At 45.6% G+C, this 22273-nt stretch carries 17 protein-coding genes; 15 read left to right on the top strand and 2 right to left on the bottom strand.

The window, feature by feature from the left end; all coding sequences use genetic code 11:
• The 9 genes from HQN88_RS03170 to murI all read left to right on the top strand — a co-directional run bounded on the left by HQN88_RS03170 (position 1) and on the right by murI (position 13267).
• Positions 1 to 1608: a response regulator gene (locus tag HQN88_RS03170; RefSeq protein ID WP_173108755.1), complete on the top strand. Its 1608-nt coding sequence runs from the start codon at positions 1 to 3 to the stop codon at positions 1606 to 1608.
• Between the two features lie 112 nt (positions 1609 to 1720).
• Entirely contained in the window at positions 1721 to 3139 is a 1419-nt protein-coding gene (locus tag HQN88_RS03165) for an ABC transporter substrate-binding protein (protein ID WP_173108754.1), read from the top strand.
• 86 nt (positions 3140 to 3225) lie between these two features.
• Positions 3226 to 4128, top strand: a complete 903-nt coding sequence (locus HQN88_RS03160; RefSeq protein ID WP_056610057.1) for a carbohydrate ABC transporter permease — start codon at positions 3226 to 3228, stop codon at positions 4126 to 4128.
• Between the two features lie 14 nt (positions 4129 to 4142).
• On the top strand, positions 4143 to 5042 hold the full coding sequence (locus HQN88_RS03155) for a carbohydrate ABC transporter permease (protein ID WP_173108753.1): 900 nt from the start codon (positions 4143 to 4145) through the stop codon (positions 5040 to 5042).
• Between the two features lie 21 nt (positions 5043 to 5063).
• The gene (locus HQN88_RS03150; protein ID WP_173108752.1) at positions 5064 to 7004 is read left to right on the top strand and encodes an alginate lyase family protein; all 1941 of its coding nucleotides are present in this window, start codon (positions 5064 to 5066) and stop codon (positions 7002 to 7004) included.
• Positions 7005 to 7101: 97 nt separating this feature from the next.
• Positions 7102 to 10779: a 3-keto-alpha-glucoside-1,2-lyase-like domain-containing protein gene (locus HQN88_RS03145; protein ID WP_173108751.1), complete on the top strand. Its 3678-nt coding sequence runs from the start codon at positions 7102 to 7104 to the stop codon at positions 10777 to 10779.
• Between the two features lie 223 nt (positions 10780 to 11002).
• The gene (locus HQN88_RS03140) at positions 11003 to 11533 is read left to right on the top strand and encodes an ATP-dependent Clp protease proteolytic subunit (protein WP_173108750.1); all 531 of its coding nucleotides are present in this window, start codon (positions 11003 to 11005) and stop codon (positions 11531 to 11533) included.
• Between the two features lie 127 nt (positions 11534 to 11660).
• Positions 11661 to 12431 carry a Cof-type HAD-IIB family hydrolase gene (locus HQN88_RS03135; protein ID WP_173108749.1) on the top strand — a complete coding sequence of 257 codons (771 nt, stop codon included), beginning with the start codon at positions 11661 to 11663 and terminating at the stop codon, positions 12429 to 12431.
• A 62-nt stretch (positions 12432 to 12493) separates the two neighbouring features.
• Positions 12494 to 13267, top strand: a complete 774-nt coding sequence (gene murI / locus HQN88_RS03130) for a glutamate racemase (RefSeq protein ID WP_173108748.1) — start codon at positions 12494 to 12496, stop codon at positions 13265 to 13267.
• 56 nt (positions 13268 to 13323) lie between these two features.
• On the opposite strand, the gene greA is transcribed toward murI, so the two are convergent.
• Complete coding sequence (greA, locus tag HQN88_RS03125) at positions 13324 to 13794, bottom strand: transcription elongation factor GreA (protein ID WP_171635061.1); 471 nt, start codon at positions 13792 to 13794, stop codon at positions 13324 to 13326.
• Positions 13795 to 14097: 303 nt separating this feature from the next.
• On the opposite strand from greA, the gene HQN88_RS03120 reads away from it, so the two are divergent.
• The gene (locus tag HQN88_RS03120) at positions 14098 to 15849 is read left to right on the top strand and encodes a sensor histidine kinase (protein ID WP_173108747.1); all 1752 of its coding nucleotides are present in this window, start codon (positions 14098 to 14100) and stop codon (positions 15847 to 15849) included.
• Between the two features lie 57 nt (positions 15850 to 15906).
• Here the strand turns inward: HQN88_RS03120 and HQN88_RS03115 are convergent, their stop codons facing one another.
• A complete protein-coding gene (locus tag HQN88_RS03115; protein WP_173108746.1) occupies positions 15907 to 16425 on the bottom strand; it encodes a metal-dependent hydrolase in 519 nt (172 codons plus the stop codon).
• A 227-nt stretch (positions 16426 to 16652) separates the two neighbouring features.
• Between HQN88_RS03115 and HQN88_RS03110 the strand changes: the two genes are divergently transcribed.
• The 5 genes from HQN88_RS03110 (at position 16653) to HQN88_RS03090 (ending at position 22269) form a co-directional block, all read left to right on the top strand.
• Complete coding sequence (locus HQN88_RS03110; protein WP_173108745.1) at positions 16653 to 19358, top strand: alpha-L-rhamnosidase; 2706 nt, start codon at positions 16653 to 16655, stop codon at positions 19356 to 19358.
• Between the two features lie 51 nt (positions 19359 to 19409).
• A complete protein-coding gene (locus HQN88_RS03105; protein WP_173108744.1) occupies positions 19410 to 19679 on the top strand; it encodes a late competence development ComFB family protein in 270 nt (89 codons plus the stop codon).
• Between the two features lie 340 nt (positions 19680 to 20019).
• Positions 20020 to 20187: a hypothetical protein gene (locus tag HQN88_RS03100; protein ID WP_173108743.1), complete on the top strand. Its 168-nt coding sequence runs from the start codon at positions 20020 to 20022 to the stop codon at positions 20185 to 20187.
• A complete protein-coding gene (sda, locus tag HQN88_RS38580) occupies positions 20180 to 20350 on the top strand; it encodes a sporulation histidine kinase inhibitor Sda (RefSeq protein WP_173108742.1) in 171 nt (56 codons plus the stop codon). The genes HQN88_RS03100 and sda overlap by 8 nt, the downstream gene beginning before the upstream one ends.
• Positions 20351 to 20466: 116 nt before the next feature.
• Positions 20467 to 22269, top strand: coding sequence for a cache domain-containing sensor histidine kinase (locus HQN88_RS03090; RefSeq protein WP_173108741.1), 1803 nt, complete (start codon positions 20467 to 20469; stop codon positions 22267 to 22269).
• The last annotated feature ends 4 nt before the right edge of the window (positions 22270 to 22273 follow it).

Below are 22273 nucleotides of genomic sequence, written 5' to 3'. Positions count from 1 at the left end.
ATGAGTAGGGCTGATATTACACTTTGTGTCATTGATGATATTAAAAGTGTCGTTCGCGGAATCGCTGATTTGATCCAAGTCGACACGCATGGTGTGCAGGTTGTAGGGACAGCAGGCAATGGAGAGGACGGCTTGCAAATGGTGTTGGAGCTGAGACCGGACATCGTGCTAACCGATATTCGGATGCCGCGAATGGATGGCTTAGAGATGACCAAAGCGATTACGGCCGTGATGCCCAATTGCAAAGTGATCATGCTCAGCGGGTACACCGATTTCGAATATGCGCAACAAGCGCTTCGTCTGGGTGCGTTTGATTTTATTGCAAAACCGTTCCTGAAAACGGCGATTGAAGCAGTTGTGCAGAAAGCGAAAGAGCAGATTGAGCTGGATCGGGTCCATTTTGCCAAACAAAGCGAAATGGAGCGCCAAATTAAGGAAAGCATGCCGCTGCTGCGCCAAGAATATTTGCATCTGTTGCTGCGTTACAACGCCAATGAAGTGAGGCTGAAGGAACGTTGGGATTATTTGAAGCTCGATCTGAATCGGGAGCGGCTCATAATTATGTGCATTGAAATTGATGGCTTTGCGAAGCAAGTGGATACGCATAGCATTCATGACGTTGAACTGGCACGCTTCGCGGTCAAAAACATCCTCGAAGAAACACTCGCTTCTGCCACGAAATCCATTGTATTCCGAGAGCAATTGAGCGGCTTCATTTGTCTGCTGAATGTGCCAACTCACATGGACATCGTTACGCTGGCCGAACAGTGTCGCGAGCATATGCTGAACTACTCTCGCTACACGATATCCATAGGTGTCGGGCTTGAGGCCAGAACGATTCACGAACTGCCCCAATCCTATCAGCAGGCAACGGAAGCACTGTCCCACAATTTCTACACGGGCGGGAATAGTGTTTTCTTCTACGAAGATATTCAGCATCATGCCGCTACACGTTCTAGGCACAGTGCCGAGCATGAGAAAGAGCTGTTCGATTACTTGCGTATGGGCAATCAAGAGAGGGCGCTGCCTCTTCTCCAGAACATTGTGCATGGCTACTCAGGGGTACAACCTAGCGATGTGATGAATGTGTGCCATGAGCTAGGGCTGCTTATGCATCGCATTTTCGCTGAGAAGATTACGATGCCAAGCGGGATGGACGAGCTGACAGCGAAGCTGGATCTTCTGAAAAAGGGAGAGCGCTTGACGCTGCGTGAGTTAAATGAATTACTCGATCAATTGGTTTCAGCAGGTTGCGACGCTTTGCAGAAGCAGCGTGAGCTGGAAGCGGATTCGGTCATCGCCCAGGCGATTCACTATATGAGAGAGAATTTGGATAAGAATGTAACAGTGACTGATTTAGCGAAGCATGTGTATTTGAGCGGGAGTTATTTTGCGAATCTGTTCAAAAAGGTGACAGGGACGACGCTTATCAATTACATGAACGGACTGCGAATCGAGAAGGCGAAGGAGATGCTTCTTGAGGATAAGCAGGTGCAAGAAGTTGCGATTCATCTGGGTTACGAGGATCGATCCTACTTCACAGACGTGTTCAAGAGACATGTCGGGATGACACCGACGGAGTTCAAGCAAATCTATAAACCGTCCTAATACAATCATATTTTCCTAGTGAATAGTGGTTTTACCCTCCTCACAGCTAGAGTGAATTCGCTTACACTTTAGAAGTAAACACATGGGAAAAGAAAAGGGAGGCCAACCATTTATGCGTAAGAAACCGTTTCATCTCGCTGCATCCGCAGCTCTGCTAGTCACCTTATCTGCTTGCGGGAGCGGCAATACAGCGGATACATCTGCAAGCCCTGCAGCTACAGCTGCAGCAACAGCAGCGGCAAGTTCCGCAGCGCCAGCAGCCACCGGCCCCAAAACAAAGCTAACTTATTGGACGAACGACCGTGGTGCATCGGATCATATCAAAGCGGAGATCGCGAAGTATAATGCCGAGAATAAGGACAATATCGAAGTCGAAGTCACGATCATGGCCGACAACTATGAGCAATCTTTGGATGTCGCTTTCGCTAGTAATCAAGCACCGGACATTATCAAGACATCAGGCTCTAATTTTGCCCCGTTCATCAAGAAAGGCTACCTAGAACCATTAGACACCTACATGACCCCTGAATTTAAAAACCGTTTCAAAAACCTCATCATCGATGACGGAAATCGTGTGGACAATAAAATCTACTCTTTACCGAATTATGGTATCACTTGGCGTCTCATTTATAACGTTGATCTCTTCCAAAAAGCTGGCATTGCAGCACCTCCGAAAACCATCAATGAACTGGTTGAAACAGCTAAAAAACTGACCGTTGCAGGTAAGGATATTGGAGCCTATGGCTTCGCAGGTAACTTCAAAAATAACGGCGGCTTTGGCCGTTCCGCTTCACCGATTGTCGCGCTAAGTACAGGGATCTTGGATGGCTTTAACTTCAAAACAGGCAAGTTCGACTTTGCCAGTCAAATCCCAATGCTCGAGGCTCTGCGCAAAATGAAGCAGGATGGCAGTATGATTCCTGGTTTTGAACTACTTGATATCGACCCGCTCCGTGCACAATTTGCGGAAGGTAAAATCGGCATGTACATCAACCATGCGAGTGAGCCAGGTGTATACAAGAACCAATTCCCTGCCAAAATCAAATGGAGTGCGGCCCCGCTTCCTACGGTAGATGGCACAATCAATGGCGCTTCGCCATTCTCAAATGCGACGGTATGGCTCGCGATGAGTGCGAAATCGGCGAACAAAGCGAAGGCGTGGAAATTCATCGAAACGATGTACGGTCCAGAAGTGTTGAAAACATACCAAGAGGATAGTGTAGGGATCTCTGCTGTACCAGATGTGCTGGCTATTGCGAAAAAACCAGGATTCGCCAATATGGACTTGTTCCTACCTAACAAATATGACGCCTTGTTCCCAGTTGTCCCAGCGGTGACGCCAGAAGGTAAAAATTTGGGCGATGAAGCCTTGCGATACATCTTAGAGGGCGGCGATGTGAATAAAATAACGACAGATTTGTCGACACGTTATAACGCCGCTTTAGATAAAGCTAGGCAAACAGGTACGACCAAGAATCAACCTATGCCTGACTTTGATGCCAAAAATCTGCAAGGCAGTCTAGTTAAATAAGATCACGCTGGGAGAGGAAGCTATCCGCCTGAAACCGTGAGTTTGAAGCGGGTAGCTCTTTTTCTCAAGTAGAAAGGAGCCTTGCAATGATGAAACGTAAGCATGCGCTTGCCCCTTATATCCTTACATTTCCGAGTCTTTTTCTGACCTTGGTGCTTAGCATTTACCCGTTAGGGTGGGCCATGCGCTATATGTTTTACAGCTATCCTGGCTATGGGGCTAAGACATTCAATGGCTTAGATAATTTCAGAAGACTGTATGAGGATGAGACTTATTGGCAATCCGTTATCAATACCTTGGTATATGCTGGGGGCAAAATCATTCTAACCTTACCCATCGCCTTAGTGCTCGCCGTGATACTTAACGGGGCATTGCGTGGACGACATCTGTTTCGTGCGATTTATTTTCTACCAACGGTCATTAGTACAGCTGTCATGTCTGTCGTCTTCTACGTTATTTTCAATTCGTATAATGGGATTCTCAATCAATATCTTGTGAAATACGGTATTATCCATTCGAATATCGATTGGCTGGGAACGAAGTTCGCCATGCTCACGATGATCATCATCGCCGTTTGGGGTGCCATCGGGAATTACATGCTGCTGTTCCTCGCCGGATTGCAAAATATACCGCAGGACGTCTACGAAAGTGCCGCCATTGATGGGGCAAATGGTTGGAAGAAATTTATTTACATCACTGTCCCTATGTTAGGCCCTGTACTGCAAATGATTGTACTACTCGCCATAACAGCAGCCTTAAAAGGCTATGAGAGCATCATGGTGTTGACTGAAGGCGGGCCTATTGGCAAAACAGAAGTCATGTATCTTTACGTGTATAAGCTCTTCTTCCCCGTATCGTCGGCAGGCGGTGCTGTTCAGCAGCAAATCGGTTACGGCAGTGCAGTTGGTTTCGTATCCGCGCTGATTGTTGGCGTTGTAACGTTAGGTTATTTCTACTTATCTAAACGCTTGAATCAGATTAACGAATAGGAGATGAGGCTTACATGCAGACGGTTCCAACTCGTATAACGAATAACAAAACAACCTCGCTACCCTCCTATATCTCACTGTTCATTGCGAAAGTAACGGGTAAGCTCATACTATGGGCATTTTTGATTCTAATCGTGGTGTTCACCTTATTTCCGGTCATCATGGCTGTGCTTGGTTCTTTCAAAACAAATGCAGAAGTAACCACAGGTGCAACGTTCTGGCCATCCGTCTGGCAATTTTCCAACTATGCGAAGGCGTGGAAGGGTGCGAATTTCGCCCATTTTACGATGAATAGTTTGTTCGTTAGTATTGCAACCACAATAGGTAGTCTACTTGTAGCTTCGTTAGCTGCTTATGCCGTGGATCGACAGGAATTTACGGGTAAAAAAGTCTATGTGGCGTTGCTCGCGTCCACGATGTTCATTTCGATCGGCGCTGTTGTACTGCGCCCGCAATTCGAATTGATGGTGCATTTGAATCTGCACAAGTCCTTATGGGGCGTTGTGATCATCTTGATCAGTGGTCATGCAGCAACCTTCTTTACGCTCATTGGTTTCTTTAAAGGGATCCCGCGAGATCTAGATGAGGCAGCGAAGATTGACGGCTGCAGCGTTTATGGCATTTACTGGCGGATTATCCTTCCGCTATTGGCGCCTGGGCTAGGCGTTGCAGGGTTGTTCGTGTTCCGAAATGCGTGGAACGAATATATTCTGCCTTTGGTGTTCACGATGACGAAGCCAGCACTTCAAACGCTGACCGTAGGGTTAGCCAGCCTGCGATATGGCACCTCGGCCGCTGCGGAGACACACATTATGCTTGCTGGCGCGTGTATGTCGATTTTACCGATACTCATCGTGTATATCCTTGCGAACAAATCGTTCATTAGTGTCACAGCGGGTTCTGTCAAAGGATAATTCGTGTGAGTAAAGGAGATCATGATGCAATTTTATCTGACCAATGCGGAGCTGCGTGAAGCGGCAGGGACGTTTAAAGCGTATTTTCCTATACGTGTGGAACACATTTTGGAGCAAGCTGACCATTCTTGTGCGGGACAGTTCAAGCTTCCTTATACAATGGCTGCAGGGGAGTGGATCGATCACGGTTTGCGTCCTGATTGGTTGTACAATCCTACGGAGGACCTGGAGTATACATGGATTCTTAATCGCCATTGGCATCTGCGCGACTTGGGAATTGCGTATATATTAACAGGGGATGAACGGTATGTGGAGGCTTATAAGCGGCATATCACGAGTTGGATCGAGCAGAATCCCAAGCCAACCTCGTTAACATACGAGCAAATGGTGTATTTCCAACGGCCGGGTCCATGGCGGCTGCTCGAAGTCGGATTGCGTGTGCAATCCTGGGTCTGGGGATATATGTTGATGAGCCATAGTGCGCTGATGGATGGTGATTTTGAAAGAAAGTGGCGAGACAGCTTGGCCGAACAAGCGACGTTTCTGTCGAGGCATCTGGGAGATACCTCAATTAATCATGCTACCATGCACATGCAAGGGTTGTTTATGGTTGGCACGTTCCTTTCTAATCATGGGGAAGCACCATATTGGCGCCAGCTTGCGCAAGAGCGGCTTACGCTTTGTCTGCACGATCAGATTCGTGAGGATGGCATTCAAAATGAACTGACACCGCATTATCATACGGCCAGCTTGGATATGTTTGGAACGCCATTTCTACTGGCGAAGCAGACGGGGCATCCTTTTCCAAACAGGTATCTGGAAAAGTTGAAATCGATGGTGGCTTTTAGCGTAGCGACGATACGGCCAGATGGTAAGGCTGTCGCGCTATCTGATTCGGATAGCGGTGCGCATGTGCGAGCGAAAGTCGGCTTTATAGGCGCAATTTGTGAGGATGAAGCCATCTGCCAGCAAGGCGAGATCAGTGAGGGGCTGCTCTGGCTGTTAGGAAGCGAGAAGTTCGTGTATTGGACGGAGCGGATAGGAGGAATGGAGAAGGAAATTCGGTCAACCGTTGCCTTCCCTGATTCGGGATATTATGTGATGCAAGATGCGCAGCAGTATGTGTTCTTTGACGCAGCACCGCTAGGCGGGGCACATGGTCATGCGGATGCTTTGCATTTTGAATGGATGCATGGAGGGCGCTTAATCTTTGGAGATTCAGGCAGATACACGTACCAAGAAGGCGAATGGCGGCGGTATTTCAAAGGAACTTCGGCACACAACACGATTACGGTCGATGGACAGGATCAAACGCCGTACCTATCGACGCAGCAATGGGGAGAGCCGGAAGCGACTGTTGAGCTACATCGTTGGTTGTCTTGCGAGGCCTATGATTTCATTGATGCTTCGCATCATGGCTATGCGCGATTGAGCGAGCCAGTTGCGCATCGAAGATGGCTGTTGATGGGGAAATCGTTGCCATTGCTCCTTGTCGTGGATGAGTTGGATGGCGTAGGTACGCATGAGATCGAGCAAATGTTTCATTTGTCCGATCAAGCTAGGGTGATGGATTGGAGCTATCGGATTGATGAGGGGTTGGAAGCGTTGATTTCATACGGTGAGGAGCTTGGGAAGACATCGGGTTGCCGGATGTACTGGGCTGGGAGTGCAGGAGCTCAGGCTTCTCTTGCGACGAAAGAGGGGTGGAGATCCGACGATTATGGCACAAAGAAAGTAATCCCGGTCTTAGCGTACCGTCAATCTTTTACGCAAAGAGCGGTTATCGCTACGTTATGTTTACCTGAGTGTGAGTCGAATGAAAGTGAGGCGTGGCAGGTGACGCTTTTGAAGGTAAATGAGGTGGAAGGTCGTACGGAGATTCAGATTCTGTTAACAGGATCCGTCGATAGTCAGGTAGCCATAATGGTGAATCAGCGAGGTGTTTCGATAGAGAAGAATTGAGAAATAAGGGATGTGAATGAGAGGAGGGGATGAATAGCGAAGGTGTTGTAAGCGCTTACTATATATTATGGCTCACTCATTTGAAGGAGGACGTTAGATGCGAATACCGTGGAGTTTAGGCAAAATGAATCTAAGGATCGTCTTGTTGTTATTCACTTCGTTACTGGTAAGTACACTGTTTGCCGTGACAAACAACGCACAGGCAGACACGAGTCGGGAGCAGATTTCATTGAATGGGGTGTGGGACTTTTATCCGAATGGCGGAGCAACCCGCTATGATATTACGGTCCCTTCCTATTGGGATACATCTGCTGGCTTTGGGTACCCAACATCATGGAATACACTGAATTATGGGGTGTATAAAAGGAATTTCACGGTACCCTCATCAATGACAGGGAAGGAAATCTTCCTAGACCTCGAGAATATCGGCCCGCTGTCCAAAGTGTTCGTTAACGGCACACAACTAGCGACAGAAACAGACGGTTACTTGATGACGAGACTGCCGTATAAGTTGGATATTACACCTCTGGCTATTGTTGGGGGGACGAATACATTAGAAGTACGTGTGTGGGGTTACTATGCGCTGCCAGCCGATGCGAAGGATGCAAGTGGAAAAACTCTGTATCCCATTGGTGTGGACAATCAGAGTTGGGGGCAAGGTCGCGGGATCAACGATGACGTAGCGCTAGTGGCGTATCCCAAAGTATTTGTTTCAGACACATTCGTCATCACCGATTTGAAAAATAACACGTCACCTTCCGACGACGAAATAACGGTGAAAACGACGGTGACGAACGCGACAGCGTTCAGCCAAACGGTCACAGTCACAAATAGCGCTCAGCTCGTTGGCGGTAGTACAGAGAAAACTTTCTCTGACCAAACCGTGACGGTGGCAGCCAATAGTTCCCAAACGGTGACATGGACCGCTGTACCTTGGACGAATGCGAAATATTGGTGGACGCACGACCCTAAGCTGTACAATTTGAACACGAGTCTTACTCAAAGTGCGGTCACGATCGACAGCTTGGCAACGCGATTTGGCTTTAGACAATTTGCTGTAAACACGAATTACTATCAGCTCAATGGTATTAAAACAAATCTCCGCGGAGATGCCCTGCAGTTCAACTGGGCAACGGGTAGTGGACATGGCGCAGCATATAGTTCATCGCAATCGTATGCGAATGCGAGCATTGCTGAGGTCAAACTAACCATGGATGAATGGAAAACGACCTACAATGTTGCGCGAACGCACATTCACGGAGGGATCAAGCAAGTATACGACTATGCGGATGAAATCGGCTTACTTCTCATCGATGAGACGCCTTATTGGCAGTATCACAGTGTGCATAGTTATACTACTGATGCAATGGATCATATTACGAAATGGGTTAAACAATGGGTGAATGCGAGGAAGAATCATGCAAGTATTGTAATCTGGAGCGGTGGAAATGAAAATTGGAGTTCAACGAGCAACAATACGACAATTTTGCATCCAACCATTGCAGCGGCAATCACATCGATTGATACATCGAAACCAATCATTCAGGATGACTTTACAACGGCAGATCAAGAGAATCATCACTATACGGGCGGTTACCAAATAGGCTGGTTGAACAATAGCACGATGTATGGAATGTACACGAATAACAGTACGAAGCCGAAAGGCGAGGGGGAAGCCTATACACCTTCGGGTGGATGGCCGACGCTCAATGCGAATGGAACGTATAATTCAACGTTGGCTAAGGATATGTTGAACGATAATCTCGTTTCACAGGCGGTTTGGCATCGTGCGGCAGATCGGATGACTAGAGCAATGCGGTATGCGGGCTTTGCGGATATTCGCTATTATGCGAATTGGATCTATGCCTATGAAGTTACGGAGGATACCTTGTATCCGACGTGGTCGGATATGACGGCACCAGGATTGAAGCCGGTCGCGATTCATCGACCTGTGTTTAACGCGTATGATTCAGCGAAACCAGCCTTTATCAAATCAGATTCGTATGAGTACACCCATAATACGTACTCCCCTGTTGCTGCTTTTGATAAGGATGGGGATAAGAATAATTTGATCGGGGCTTCACCTCTTATATTTTCGGGAGGTACGGCTACAACTCGAACAATTATTGTGTATAACGATGAGCAGCAGGACGGAACGAGCGTGGATGTGAATTGGGAAGCGGGATATTTGAATCCTGGGAATGGCACCTATACGAGTTTTCAAACGGGTACATTTAATGTCTCGGTACCGTATGGCAACAAAGTGGAGCAAGCGATTTCGTTTACGCCGCCTACAGGTGTTTCAGCGCAATGGCTGCAATTGAAATTAACGGCGAAGAAGGGCACGATCACGAAGTTCCAAGAAACGAATCGGCTTGGGGCATTGGGGAGCATCCCAGCTGCGAAGATGGATGTACCAGCTAGCATCAACGTTGGTGTTAAGAATGTGACGAATAGTTCTCAAAAACACAAATTGAAGATCGTCAATAAAGGCGGCGGTTTAAGCACGAATTGGACCGTTAGCGGTCAAGGCGATTGGCTTGCGCTTTCGCAATCCGCAGGGAATTTGCGAGGGGAGCGGGAGATCTATTTTACGATTAATACGGTCGGTTTGGCGCCGAATTCAAGTTACTCCAAGACTTTAACGTTCAGTGAAGCAGGCGGTACATCGGATACGGTTACGATTAGTTTTCAAACAGATGGCAATCCGGGTACGACAAGCACCAGTTCAGTCACACTTCTGAGTGATGATTTCGAATCTGGCTCAGCAGCAGGGTGGTCGACAACAGGTGGAACGTGGGGTGTCATCACAGATGGTACGAAGGTATACACCCAGTCGAATACCACGGTTGGTGGAGCTACTGCTTTTATTGGTGACAGTACTTGGCAGCATTACAGCGTCTCAGCGAGGCTCAAAGCGGATGCCTTTGATGCAGGGAATTACGCGGGGATTGGTGTTGTTGCACGGTATGTGGATAGTAGTAATTATTACGCATTCATGTACTACAAGCTGACGAATACACTGAAAATCACGAAGCTGGCGGCCGGTGTCGCAAGTGATGTTGTGACGATGCCTTATACGCTCAACACAGGCACTTGGTATGATTTCAAAGCTGTTGTCAACGGCTCCACACTGGAGTTGTGGGTGAATGGGACGAAGCAGTTGACGGGGACGGATACAACGCTTACTTCAGGCAAAATCGGCATGTACGCTCATCGGGCAAATGCCAAATTTGATAATGTGAGCGTGGCGCCTATTTTCGGTGATGACTATGAGTCAGGATCAGCCTCAAGCTGGGCAACAACTGGAGGCACATGGAGCGTTGTGACGGATGGTACAAAGGTATTTACCCAGTCGAACAATACGGTAGCTGCAGTCAATGCGTATTCCGGGCTGAGTACTTGGCAGAACTACACGGTTGCCGCAAGAGTCAAAGCTGACAGCTTCGATGCCAGCAACCTAGCTGGACTTGGCCTCATCGCACGACGTGTGGATGCGAACAATTACTATACATTCATGTACTATAAGTCCACGAATAGTCTGAAGATCCTCAAAGTCGTCGGCGGTACGCCTACAGACCTCGTCACCGTGCCATTCACATTCACCACGGGGACCTGGTATGACTTCAAAGCCGTAGTAAATGGCAGCACGCTGGAATTCTGGGTGAACGGAGCGAAACTACTGACAACGACGGATACGAGTTTCACCTCGGGGCAAATTGGTCTTTACTCGCATCGGGCGAGCAGCAAATTTGATAATGTGAATATGTACTAAGAGTAGCTAGGAGAACCTCTTCACTTCCGTTGGGAGTGGAGAGGTTCTATTTGTATATACACATGGTAGTTGGTTAAGTGACTGGGTTTATCTGAGTTGTTGGTTTGTAGACATTAGTTTGTTAAACGCCCAAAAATCTGAAAACAGCACGCAAAGAGTTACAAAGTTTCTAAACCGAGAATAGACTACTGTAATACAAGGCCATACGGACAGGAGGCATGTTATGAGCGACAGAACCCTTTATCTATTCGATGGCATCAATAAGACCTCTGTGAAACTGATTGTTGAGCAAATCATGAAAATCAATCAATGGGATGATGACAAAGATAAGAAGGAAAAGGATTTTAAGCGGCTGCCTATCGACCTGATTATTAATAGTAACGGTGGCAGTGTTTACGACGGCTTTGGTCTTATTAATGTGATCGAGAACAGTAAAACCCCCGTTCACACCTATGTGTACGGACTAGCCGCGAGTATGAGTCTGCTAATTGCAGTCAGCGGGCACAAACGGCACGCAGGCAGGCTGAGTACCTTCATGTATCATTCCGTTTCCACACATATTGATGGTCATTTGGAGCATTTGAAGAATCGCGTGGATGAAACGCAGCGGTTGCAGAACATCTATGATGAATGCATTATGTCCAAAACGAATCTGCAAGCAGAGGAGCTTGCTCGTGTGAAGGAACATCAGCGGAACTGGTACATGAGTCCAGAAGAGGCATTAGCCTTTGGCATCATTGATAGTATCGTATAGGCAAAGTGGGAGAGAAGCCCAAGGGATTCTCTTTTTTCTTTGTTTTTTCTGGGCATTTGGTGTTTAATTGAAAGAAAGAGAGAAGAAGCGGCAACAACTGCTTCCGAATGCAAAGGAGAACCCAACTGTGTATAAAATTGTATTTTTTGATATCGATGGTACGTTAATTAATGAGGACAAGCAGGTGCCTGATAGCACCGTTAAAGCAATTCACCAATTGAAAGCAAGCGGGATCGAACCCGTTATTGCAACTGGACGAGCACCTTATTTCATTAAACCTTTGGCAGAGCTTCTAGGCATAGATTCGTATGTCTGCTTAAATGGTGGATATGCCGTTTACAAAGGCGAGCCGCTGTACCACCGCGTAATTGCCAAAAGCGCGATTGAAGCATTGGTTAAGCTGGCTGCCTCACACGGGCATTCACTTGTATTCGAAGGTGAGCATGCGTTTGCGACAGATGCGCAGGATCACCCTTTTGTACATAGCTCCGTATCGTCATTGAAGGTTGATTTACCAAGTTATGATCCGCATTTCTGGAAATCGAACGATATTTATCAAATTTTCTTGCACTGTGAAGCGAAAGATGAACATTTGTATGAAGGGCTGAATTCGGAGTTTAAGCTGATTCGCTGGCACGAACATGCGATGGATGTATTGCCTGCTGGTGGTTCCAAAGCTCAGGGCATCGCGGCAATGCTGGAACTGGTGGGCTTGAAGCCGGAAGATGCGGTGGCATTCGGTGATGGTTTGAATGATATGGAGATGCTTTCCTATGTCGGGTTTGGCATAGCAATGGGTAATTCACATAAGGATTTATTGCCATACGCTGATCATGTGACGACGCATGTGGATGAAGAAGGCGTACGGAATGGCCTTGTCACAGCGGGACTACTATAAGTTGGTCCACTTTTGATCACGTGTTTTTTTAAGACAGAACGCTAATAAATAGGGTGAATAGGATGAAAATTGCTTTTTTTGATTCAGGTCTAGGTGGAATCACGGTTCTGAATGAAGCCATGAAGCGAATGCCTCGGGAAGATTTTGTTTATTTTGCAGATACCGCGCATGTTCCGTATGGTGTTAAATCGAAAGATGAGGTTCTAACCTTCGTCAAGCAATCCGTTGATACGATTATTCAAGAAGAAATTAAGGCGCTTGTCATCGCCTGTAATACAGCAACGAGCATCGCGATCGCAGAGTTACGGAAAATCTACCAGATTCCCATTATTGGGATGGAGCCTGCTGTTAAACCAGCCATCGAGATGAATCGCTCATCAGGCAAAAGAGTACTTGTATTCGCTACGCCGCTTACACTGCAGCAAGCGAAATATAGAGAGCTTGTATCCCGAATCGATGATATGGGGATGGTAGATTCCGTACCGCTTCCGGAGTTGGTTCAATTTTGCGAAAATCTTATCATGGATGGTCCTCAGATTGTCGATTATTTTAAGGATAAGTTGGATCCATTTAATCTAAGTACGTTCGGAACGGTTGTGCTCGGTTGTACTCACTATCCTTTTTATAGTCAAATATTGAGTCAAATCCTACCGAGCCATATCCAAATTGTAGATGGAAGCAAAGGGACCGTGAATCACTTAATGCAGGTGCTGCAGGACAGCGACCAGTTACTAAGTACGGGGGATGGACATGTGAAATGGATGTGCTCCAGCTTAGATGACGCCTACATTCAGAAGATGACAAAGGCGCTTGCTTTCCTTCAAACTGTCAAATAAAAAAGCAGTTCATAACTAGAGGTTCTAGTTATGAACTGCTTTTTTATTTGTAGTGCTTAAATTCGAATCTCAAGCAACTCATAGCTTATGATGCCCATTGGTGCATTTACACTAATTACATCGCCTACTGACTTGTTCATAAGGGAGATGCCAAGCGGACTCTCATACGAAATTTTATTTTCGTTGACATTGGCTTCTTGAGAACCAACAATCTTGTACTCGATTTTCTCGGCGAATTCCACGTCATTCAATACGACAGTTGAGCCAACTTGCACTTTGGATGTACCCGTGTTCTTCACAACTTTGGCCTTCTTGAGCATCCGTTCAATCGTGAGAACGCGCGTTTCCATGAAAGACTGGTCATTCTTAGCAGAATGATATTCGCTGTTTTCTTTGAGGTCACCGTAAGAGATCGCTAATTTGATCCGTTCTGCTAATTCTTTACGCTTCACTGTTTTTAGATCTTCAAGTTCTAGCTCTAAACTGCGTAAACCCTCAGGGGTCAATATGATTTCATCATTGGACAAAAGTCTAGCACCTCGTTTCATTCGATATTAGCTATACTACTAAAGTCCTTGCGACAAGTAAAGCAATCGGCAGGAGGAATTATTTGTGTTAAGCTGGGGATAGATGAAATCACCTTCCGTTATTTTGTATTATTACCAAATAAAGTTTAAAATACCTTTTAATTAATAGACAACGATTTCTACAGCTACTATACTAATATAATGTGGAGTGATTTCTGCGCAATGGGTTGAGATGTAATCGTAAATTTTTTTTGTGCAGAATTGTAATGTCTAGCATACAAAATGGGAAAGTGTGACAACTTCATGAGAATAAACAGAAGAGTTATTTATATCACTTTTATTAGTGTAATTTTGTTATTAATTACGAACAATAGCTCCTATTATTGGTATGCGAAATCCCTGTTAACACAGGCGATGTCAGAACAGATGGCCATGACAGCGAATCAAATCCGAATGTCCATCGAGCAATCGGAAGCGGGAGCTTTCTTCGTGGAGGATCTGATTGGGGAACAATTGCGATCTGCAGCTATATTGGCCAAAAGTAAACTGGATCCAGATATCGATAAGGTGACGAATGATCAGCTAGTTACACTTGCTGCGGAAGCAGGTGTCGATGGATTATCACTCATGAAGCGCAGCGGCATCGGCGATGATATCATGGTTGGCAAATCCTCTGATCCCAATGAACTTACGCTCACAAGCACAATTACGTTTGGGTATTGGTTTACCGCTTTTGACCAGCTGATGAAAAATCGCAATGTTACGATACCTGAAGGGCAAAAACTCCCTAATTTCTGGGCGGGGATTTATGAAGTGCCTGCTTCAGGCACGAGTGATGTTAGTAAATTTGGCTATTATTACGATGGAGAAACGAATTATATCATTTGTGTGTTTGTGAATGCAGATAAAATAAAGAAGTTCAAGGACATTATTGGTGCGGATACGATTGTCAAAAAAACATTGATATCCAATCCGGATATTATAGAAATTTCCGGATTAAACGGGATCACATTCGGTACGAAGCCGAAGGAATATACAAGACCGAATGGCATTATGTATGTTTCCATTTATGACCGTCCTGTGCTTTTCGGTACACGTAACATTATCCATGGGGATGATTATACGAATTTCAAGCGTGCTATTCAGGACGAAAAGCCAGTAAGTGTCGTTGAAAGCTACGAAGGTAATCCGATTCTTAAGACATTTGTATATGTGCCAATTAAAGAGAGAATAACAGAAATTCAGCGAGAAGTTCCTTATGTCATAACCATTGTTTCGGACTACCAGTCCATACAGATGACGTTAAAAAACCAGCTTATTCGTGTTGCTCTGATCATTGTTCTGTTTACCGTATTCAGTTGTATTCTCGTATTTCTCGTATTCCGATTCATTACCAAATCGCGTGAAACAGCTGTTCAGTCTACACAAGAGATGTATATTCAAAATGTAGACCTGATGTTTGCAACGATTCGTAGTCAGCGCCATGATTTTCTGAATCATGTTCAAACCTTGTACGCTTTATTGACCAATGGGGAAAAAGAAGATCAACTGCGCTACATGGAAGAGTTAATTGAGGAAATTAATGAAGTCAATGATATTATTCGAATTGGTCAACCAGCTATTGCTGCATTGATTCAATCGAAAATTACACTTGCGATGCGAACCAAAGTTTCGTTTAGCTATGAATTCACAGGTTTGGATGGGTTATCCCTTGGTGTGAAATCGGTCGATCTTGTGAAAATTATTGGGAATCTCATTGATAATGCTTTTGATGAGGCAAATAAATTCCCAGTAGAAGAGCGAGAGGTTTCTGTAAAAGGCTGGAAGGAATCGAATGATGTGAAGATTTCCGTAAAGAATCGGGTGAATCCATCTTTTAATCTGGAGGACGACACGGATTTGTTCGCGATCGGCTATAGCACCAAGTTAGAAGGTGGTCATCAAGGGCTAGGTCTGCCGGTCGTTAAGGAACGAGTTGAATATTATCGGGGAACGATTGAAGTGAAGTTGGAGGAAGGTTTTATTTGTTTTCAGCTGTCCATTCCGATGCAATAGTTAGATATACGAAAAATCGCTATTTGGTCAGCCAAATTAGCGATTTTTTTGGTTTTATTAGGTTAATGAATAAGGCAGATACGGCAACACATAGTTCCAAAATGGAAGTACAAGACAGACAATGAGTAATATCCAACGAAATACAGTTTCACTCGCGGAGCCGGTGTCGATAGCAATCCATTTGGGTAGTAGTCGGATTTTGAGCGGGATTGGCCAGAAAAGTTGGACACCACGATCATTCAGAAGATCGATTAAGGAATGTGAAGCATACGCAAGGATGAATACCCAGAAATATAAAGGGGGCAGAGGTAAGCTGATCATTGCGAGCAGCGCCATGAAAAGCAAAGAATGCGTCAATGTTCGATGTTTGATTTTCAAAACATGAAGTAAAGCAGATAAAGGGAAGAGAACTTTGGCCATGGTGGAACCTGGTTTGTCTACATCGGCTAAGGTGCCCGCTAGGCAACCGAGTAAGAGAGAACCTGCGGCATCCCATGTGAAGAAGCTGACGTCGCCATGAATGAGTACGATTTCGGCTGCAATCATCCCAGCGACACTGTGTGTTTTTTGTAGCATAATAAGCGCCTTCCTATCTATGAGATCATATAACTTTATACTATTCGAGTTATACATGGAAATTAAGGGTATCGCAATACAAATGAGATATTGTCGTGTTTCACCTATATAAATGTCGGGATACACCTTATAAAGATGAAAGGGGATGCTCTACAATAAGTCGTAAAGGTACCATATATAAGAAAGTACATCTTACACGATCACCCGTGTATCTAGGAGGAAAACCAATGAGTTTCATTCGTGTTTCAACTTTGCTTTGTGAATACCAAGAGAATCCAATCGGATTGGATACTGCTGGGCCACGCTTTACTTGGCAGCTCGAAACTGATACTAACGCTACCTTGCAATCCGCTTATCAGATTCAGGTGAGCTTGCAATCTAATGATTTTGAACCGGCGAACTTGGTTTGGGATACGACCCGTATCGCTTCAGATCAATCTGTGCTTGTTGCCTATGCAGGACCTGAGCTGCAGCCGCGGACTCGGTATTTTTATCGCGTGAAGGTCTGGAATCAATCTGGTTTGGCTTCCCCGTGGAGTGAAATCGCTTACTGGGAGATGGGGCAGCTTCACATAGCAGATTGGCAAGCGGTATGGATTACACCAGATCCTTCTCGTATAGACCCAGATGCGGAAGAAGTCTACTACCTTCGGAAAACGTTTCAAGTAAGCGGAGCGATTCGTAAAGCGACGATTTATGCGACAAGTCATGGTGTGTATGAGCTGGAGCTCAATGGTTCGCGTGTAGGCGATTGGGAGTTGACGCCGGGCTGGACCAGCTACAAGCATCGTCTGCAGGTTCAGAGTTACGATGTAACAAGCAGCCTGATCTCAGGAACGGAACACACAATTGGCGCTGCGTTAGCGAATGGGTGGTTCAAAGGCAACCTCGCGTGGAAGCATCAGCGGAATGTTTTTGGAAGCGTACGGGCACTGCTCATGCAAATGCATATCGTATATGAGGATGGTACCGAAGAGACTATCGTCAGCGATTCTTCCTGGCTAGCATCGCTTGGACCAGTCCGTATGTCAGAGTTATATCATGGTGAAATCTACGATGCCGGATTAGAGCTTACAGGATGGAGTCTGCCAAGTTATGATGATCAAGATTGGGTTCCGAGTGTGGCACTCGACTATGGCAAGGAAACATTGGTGATGCAAGAGAATGAACCCTCCCGAATGACGGAACAGTTGCAGCCTGTCGCTGTCATTGAAACCCCGTCAGGGGAGACTGTGCTTGATTTTGGGCAAAATATGGTAGGAAAAGTACAGATGAAATTAAATCTGCCCGCGGGCACACGCATTGAACTGCTGCATGCAGAAGTGCTTGATGCACAAGGGAATTTCTATATTGGCAATTTGAGGTCGGCGAAGCAATCAGTTACCTATGTGTGCAGTGGACGTGGGGAAGAGTCGTATGCACCGCATTTCTCCTTCCAAGGCTTCCGTTATGTCAAAGTTATGGGATGGCCGCAGGATGCTGCATTCGATGCTGCATGTTTTACAGGGCTGGTTATCCACACCGATATGGTAGCGAAGGGAACATTTGAGTGCTCGCACGCACTGCTTAATCAGTTGCAGCGTAATATCGTTTGGGGACAGCGAGGGAATTTCCTCGATGTGCCTACCGACTGTCCGCAACGTGATGAAAGGTTAGGCTGGACCGGCGATGCGCAGGTGTTCATTCGAACAGCAGCTTTCAATTACGATGTGGCACTCTTTTTCAGCAAATGGTTGCGAGATCTGAAAGCGGATCAACGTGAGGATGGAGGCGTACCTTTTGTCATCCCGCATGTACTTTATGAGAAAGATCATTCTTCTGCGGCTTGGGGGGATGCGGCGGTGATTTGTCCATGGACACTCTATCAGGTTTATGGGGATCAACGCGTGCTGGAAGAACAGTATGACAGTATGAAGGGTTGGATCACTTACATTCGTGAGCAAGGTGAGAATGAATACTTGTGGCAAACGGGCTTCCATTTTGGAGACTGGCTCGGATTGGATGCCAAAGAGGGCAGTTACGTTGGGGCAACGCCTAAAGATTTAATCGCAACGTGTTTCTATGCGTATTCGACTTCGCTTTTTGTCAAAACAGCCCAAGTCCTAGGACGGGAAGAGGATGTCGCTGAATACACGGCACTTTATGAGCGTATTGTGGAAGCATTTACAGCGGAGTTTGTGACACCTAGCGGAAGATTAGCGGGACATACACAAACGGCGCATGTGCTTCCGTTGATGTTCGGACTTGTGCAAGGCAGCGTTAGGGAACGCTTAGCAGCAAACCTAGTGGAATATGTCAAAGAACAAAACTACCATCTGACGACGGGCTTTGTCGGCACACCATATCTATGTCATGTACTCTCGGAGAATGGTTATCATGATGTGGCGGTCAAACTTGTGATGCAAGAGGATTATCCTTCCTGGCTGTACACAATTCATAAAGGAGCTACCACGATTTGGGAACACTGGGATGGTATCAAACCGGATGGTACGTTCTGGAGTGATAATATGAACTCCTATAATCACTACGCATACGGTGCAATTGGCGATTGGTTATATCGCAAAGTAGCAGGTTTGGATTCCGATGATGCGCAGCCAGGGTACAAACGCATGAGTTTCCGACCACGGCCAGATTCAGGTCTCACTTATGCCAAAGCATCCCTCATCACGAATTATGGGGAGGTTCGGAGTGAATGGTCCGTTGAAGAATCGGGGGACATTCGTTATACGTTCCAGCTCCCGCCAAACACGAGCGGAGAGGTCATTTTAGCTGGAGCGACTCTTACGGAAGTGACCTGTCATGGTCAAAAGCTAGAGAACATACCAGGCATTCAAAGTGCCCGGGAAGATGAAGGCCATGTAAGGATTGAGCTTGGCTCAGGAATCTATCAATTTCAAGTTCAACGTACAAACTCCTTATCTTTGTCATTCTAAGTTTATCGAGTATAATAAACTTAACGAAGGATCTTAGAGGGAGATTAACAGATGGCTGTCATCAACGCAATGGAAACCGTGGTTAAGCAGTTGTTCGATGAATTCAGGAAGAATTATGAATTGAAGTGTGATTGTTTAACGTGCCAAGATGATATATTGGCAATCGCGCTGAACAAACTTCCACCACGTTATACTTCCAGTGAGAAGGGACATCTATTTGTAAAAGGTGAATTCACGAATCAACAGTTGCGATCTGACGTCATGCGAGAATTAATGGAAGCATCAAGCATTGTTGAACATCATCAGCATCATCGCGAATAAATTAGGCATACGCCGCTGTCTCCGTCCAAACGGAGGTGGCGGCGTTTTTGATTTGGGGAGCGGGTGCGTGATGAGTTCGCGTGATTTTCGCTTGAAGCTGATTTAGTCCGATATTTCCCCACGCATTACTCGCGCACCACCACGTATAGTTCTTACGAACTACCCTGCGCAATCTGTGCCACAAACCTCTTTGTCGCGACTCCCTGAATGCAAACGAAATTACATAATATAGAAAAAAAAGATGTAAGAGATGCAAAAAAAAATGCGCTGTTTTTTCACGCACTTCAAGCTAAGATAGAAGTAAGAATTTCCAAATAAATGAAAATTAGGAGGGGTTCATGTGAAATCAGAGCAATTTAATGGCATTTTTGATTCGGTGTTAACGGATGTTGTACAACAATCTTATGGCAATATATGCTTGCCCTCCGATGAACAAATCCAACAATCGATGAAAAAAATGATGTCGATGCTAGAAGAAAACCCGAATTGGTTGTTGCACAATGAATGATCGCGAAAATTTGAAAGCCATCTCCAATGACACGCTTGTTGATGCCTATATAAATGCAAGTCGAATGAAACTGAGTAAGGAATTTCTCATGTTTTTACTTTTGGAAATTCAAGCTAGGCAGATTAGTTTATTTCGAGAAAACAGTTTAGAAAGCACAAGCTAATGATCACTCACGTGGTGAGTTTAAAAAATGGTATGAATCCTTTACAATGTAACGGACAGGAAATTCCTGACGTTGCGCGGTAGGGGATTTTTTGTTTTCGCTAAAGGGGGGCACTCATGCATATATTTCAGAAGTTGATTCCAACATCGCATTGGTTCCGCAACCAACGCATCCGATATAAAATCATTCTCATTTATTTTCCACTAATTTTCGTGCCCTTGTTTGTGCTGGGCTTTGTTTCGAACCAAGTCTACACGAATGCTATTGTCAAGAAAACGATCAAAAACGTGTCAGACAACTCCTCCCTCATCATTACCCGCATCACAGGTATGTTAACGAACGTAGAGAGCTGCGCAAATATGCTAACGATCAATCTTAACAAGGTCATTGTCGAAGACCCGCAATCCTTAGCTGCACCTGAAACCAGCCTGCAGATGTACACGCAGATCACGAATCAGCTGAGCTTCGCCTTGCTTGTTTTCCCCGATGTGCAGTCTGCAGCCTTCATTGATACGAATAATCACGTCTATGGCTCGAATGTACTCATGGAGCGGAATCGGGAGTGGATACCCGCAAGCCCCATGCTCAAACAAATTGATGCATCGAGCGGGAATAACATTTGGTTTCCCATGCAGCGCAGGGATTATTTAACGAATGGCTCCCAAGAAACGGTGATGACGTTAGGCAAGCGGATTGTAAACATCTATACCGGACAGAAACTGGGCCTACTCGTGCTCAATATCAAGGAGAGCTCCTTATCCGCTATCTATCAGAAAATCGGTTCGATCCAAGATGGCAGCTATTTTATCGTGGATGATGAAGGTGTTGTTACCTCTTCACAGCATCCAGAGGATGTGCTTCAAGAAGTGGCAATTCCTGAGATGAAGCGCTGGATTACATCAAGTAAGCATGCGTCTGAGCCGACTTCTTTTGAATATGAGAAAACACTCGTGGTAAGCTCTGATGTCCCTAGTTTTGGATGGAAATTAATATCGATGGCACCACTAGCTTCATTAACGGCAGATACGCGCAAAATTACGTTACTCATCGTTCTGCTAGGTATTGTCTGTCTCTTCTTCGCCCTTCTTGGCGCAGGAATGCTCTCTCAATTGATCGCCAAGCCTATCATGGGGCTCACGAAATATATGAAGAGGGTCAAAGAAGGCAGCTTAGATATTGAATTCCAAGTAAATTCAGAAGATGAAATCGGGATGCTGTCATCCGGTTTTAATGCGATGATTCGGCGGATTCAAGAGCTTCTGACTAACATTAATTGGGAGCAAAAGAAGAAGCGGGAATACGAGCTCGCCCTTATTCAAGCGCAGATTAAGCCGCATTTCCTCTATAATACGTTGGATGTCATCTATACCTTGTCGGAAATGGGACGAACCCGCGATGTGCAGCGGACAACGAAAGCACTAGCCGATTTCTATCGCGCTGCGCTCAGTAAAGGCCGCGAAACCATCACGATTGAAGAAGAAATTCGCAACGTGAAAGACTATTTAGCCATTCAACGTATCCGATATTCCGATGTGTTTACTTATGAATTTGATATTCATAACGATGTGCTCCAAGGTCAAATACCGAAACTGACCATACAGCCGCTAATCGAAAACGCCATATATCACGGGCTCAAAACGAAAGGAAGTCTTGGACTTCTCAGGGTAACAGGCGAAATTGTTGATGCCAAAATAAAAATCATTGTCGCCGATGATGGTGTGGGTATGGATACAGAGCGGCTCGAGGCGATCGTGAAAAAGACCGATTCTCCGCAAGAGGCCGTGGGATATGGCTTCAAGAATGTGAACGACCGTATCCAATTGTACTATGGAGATGAATATGGCTTACAAATTACAAGTGAACAAGGACAAGGCACGGAAGTTACACTATGGTTGCCTTTTCAGCGTGATGAGGAGTAGATAA

Origin of the sequence: Paenibacillus qinlingensis (assembly GCF_013204845.1) — a bacterium.
In the GTDB taxonomy this organism is placed as follows: domain Bacteria; phylum Bacillota; class Bacilli; order Paenibacillales; family NBRC-103111; genus Paenibacillus_E; species Paenibacillus_E qinlingensis.
This window is presented reverse-complemented; position numbering and strand designations above follow the sequence as displayed.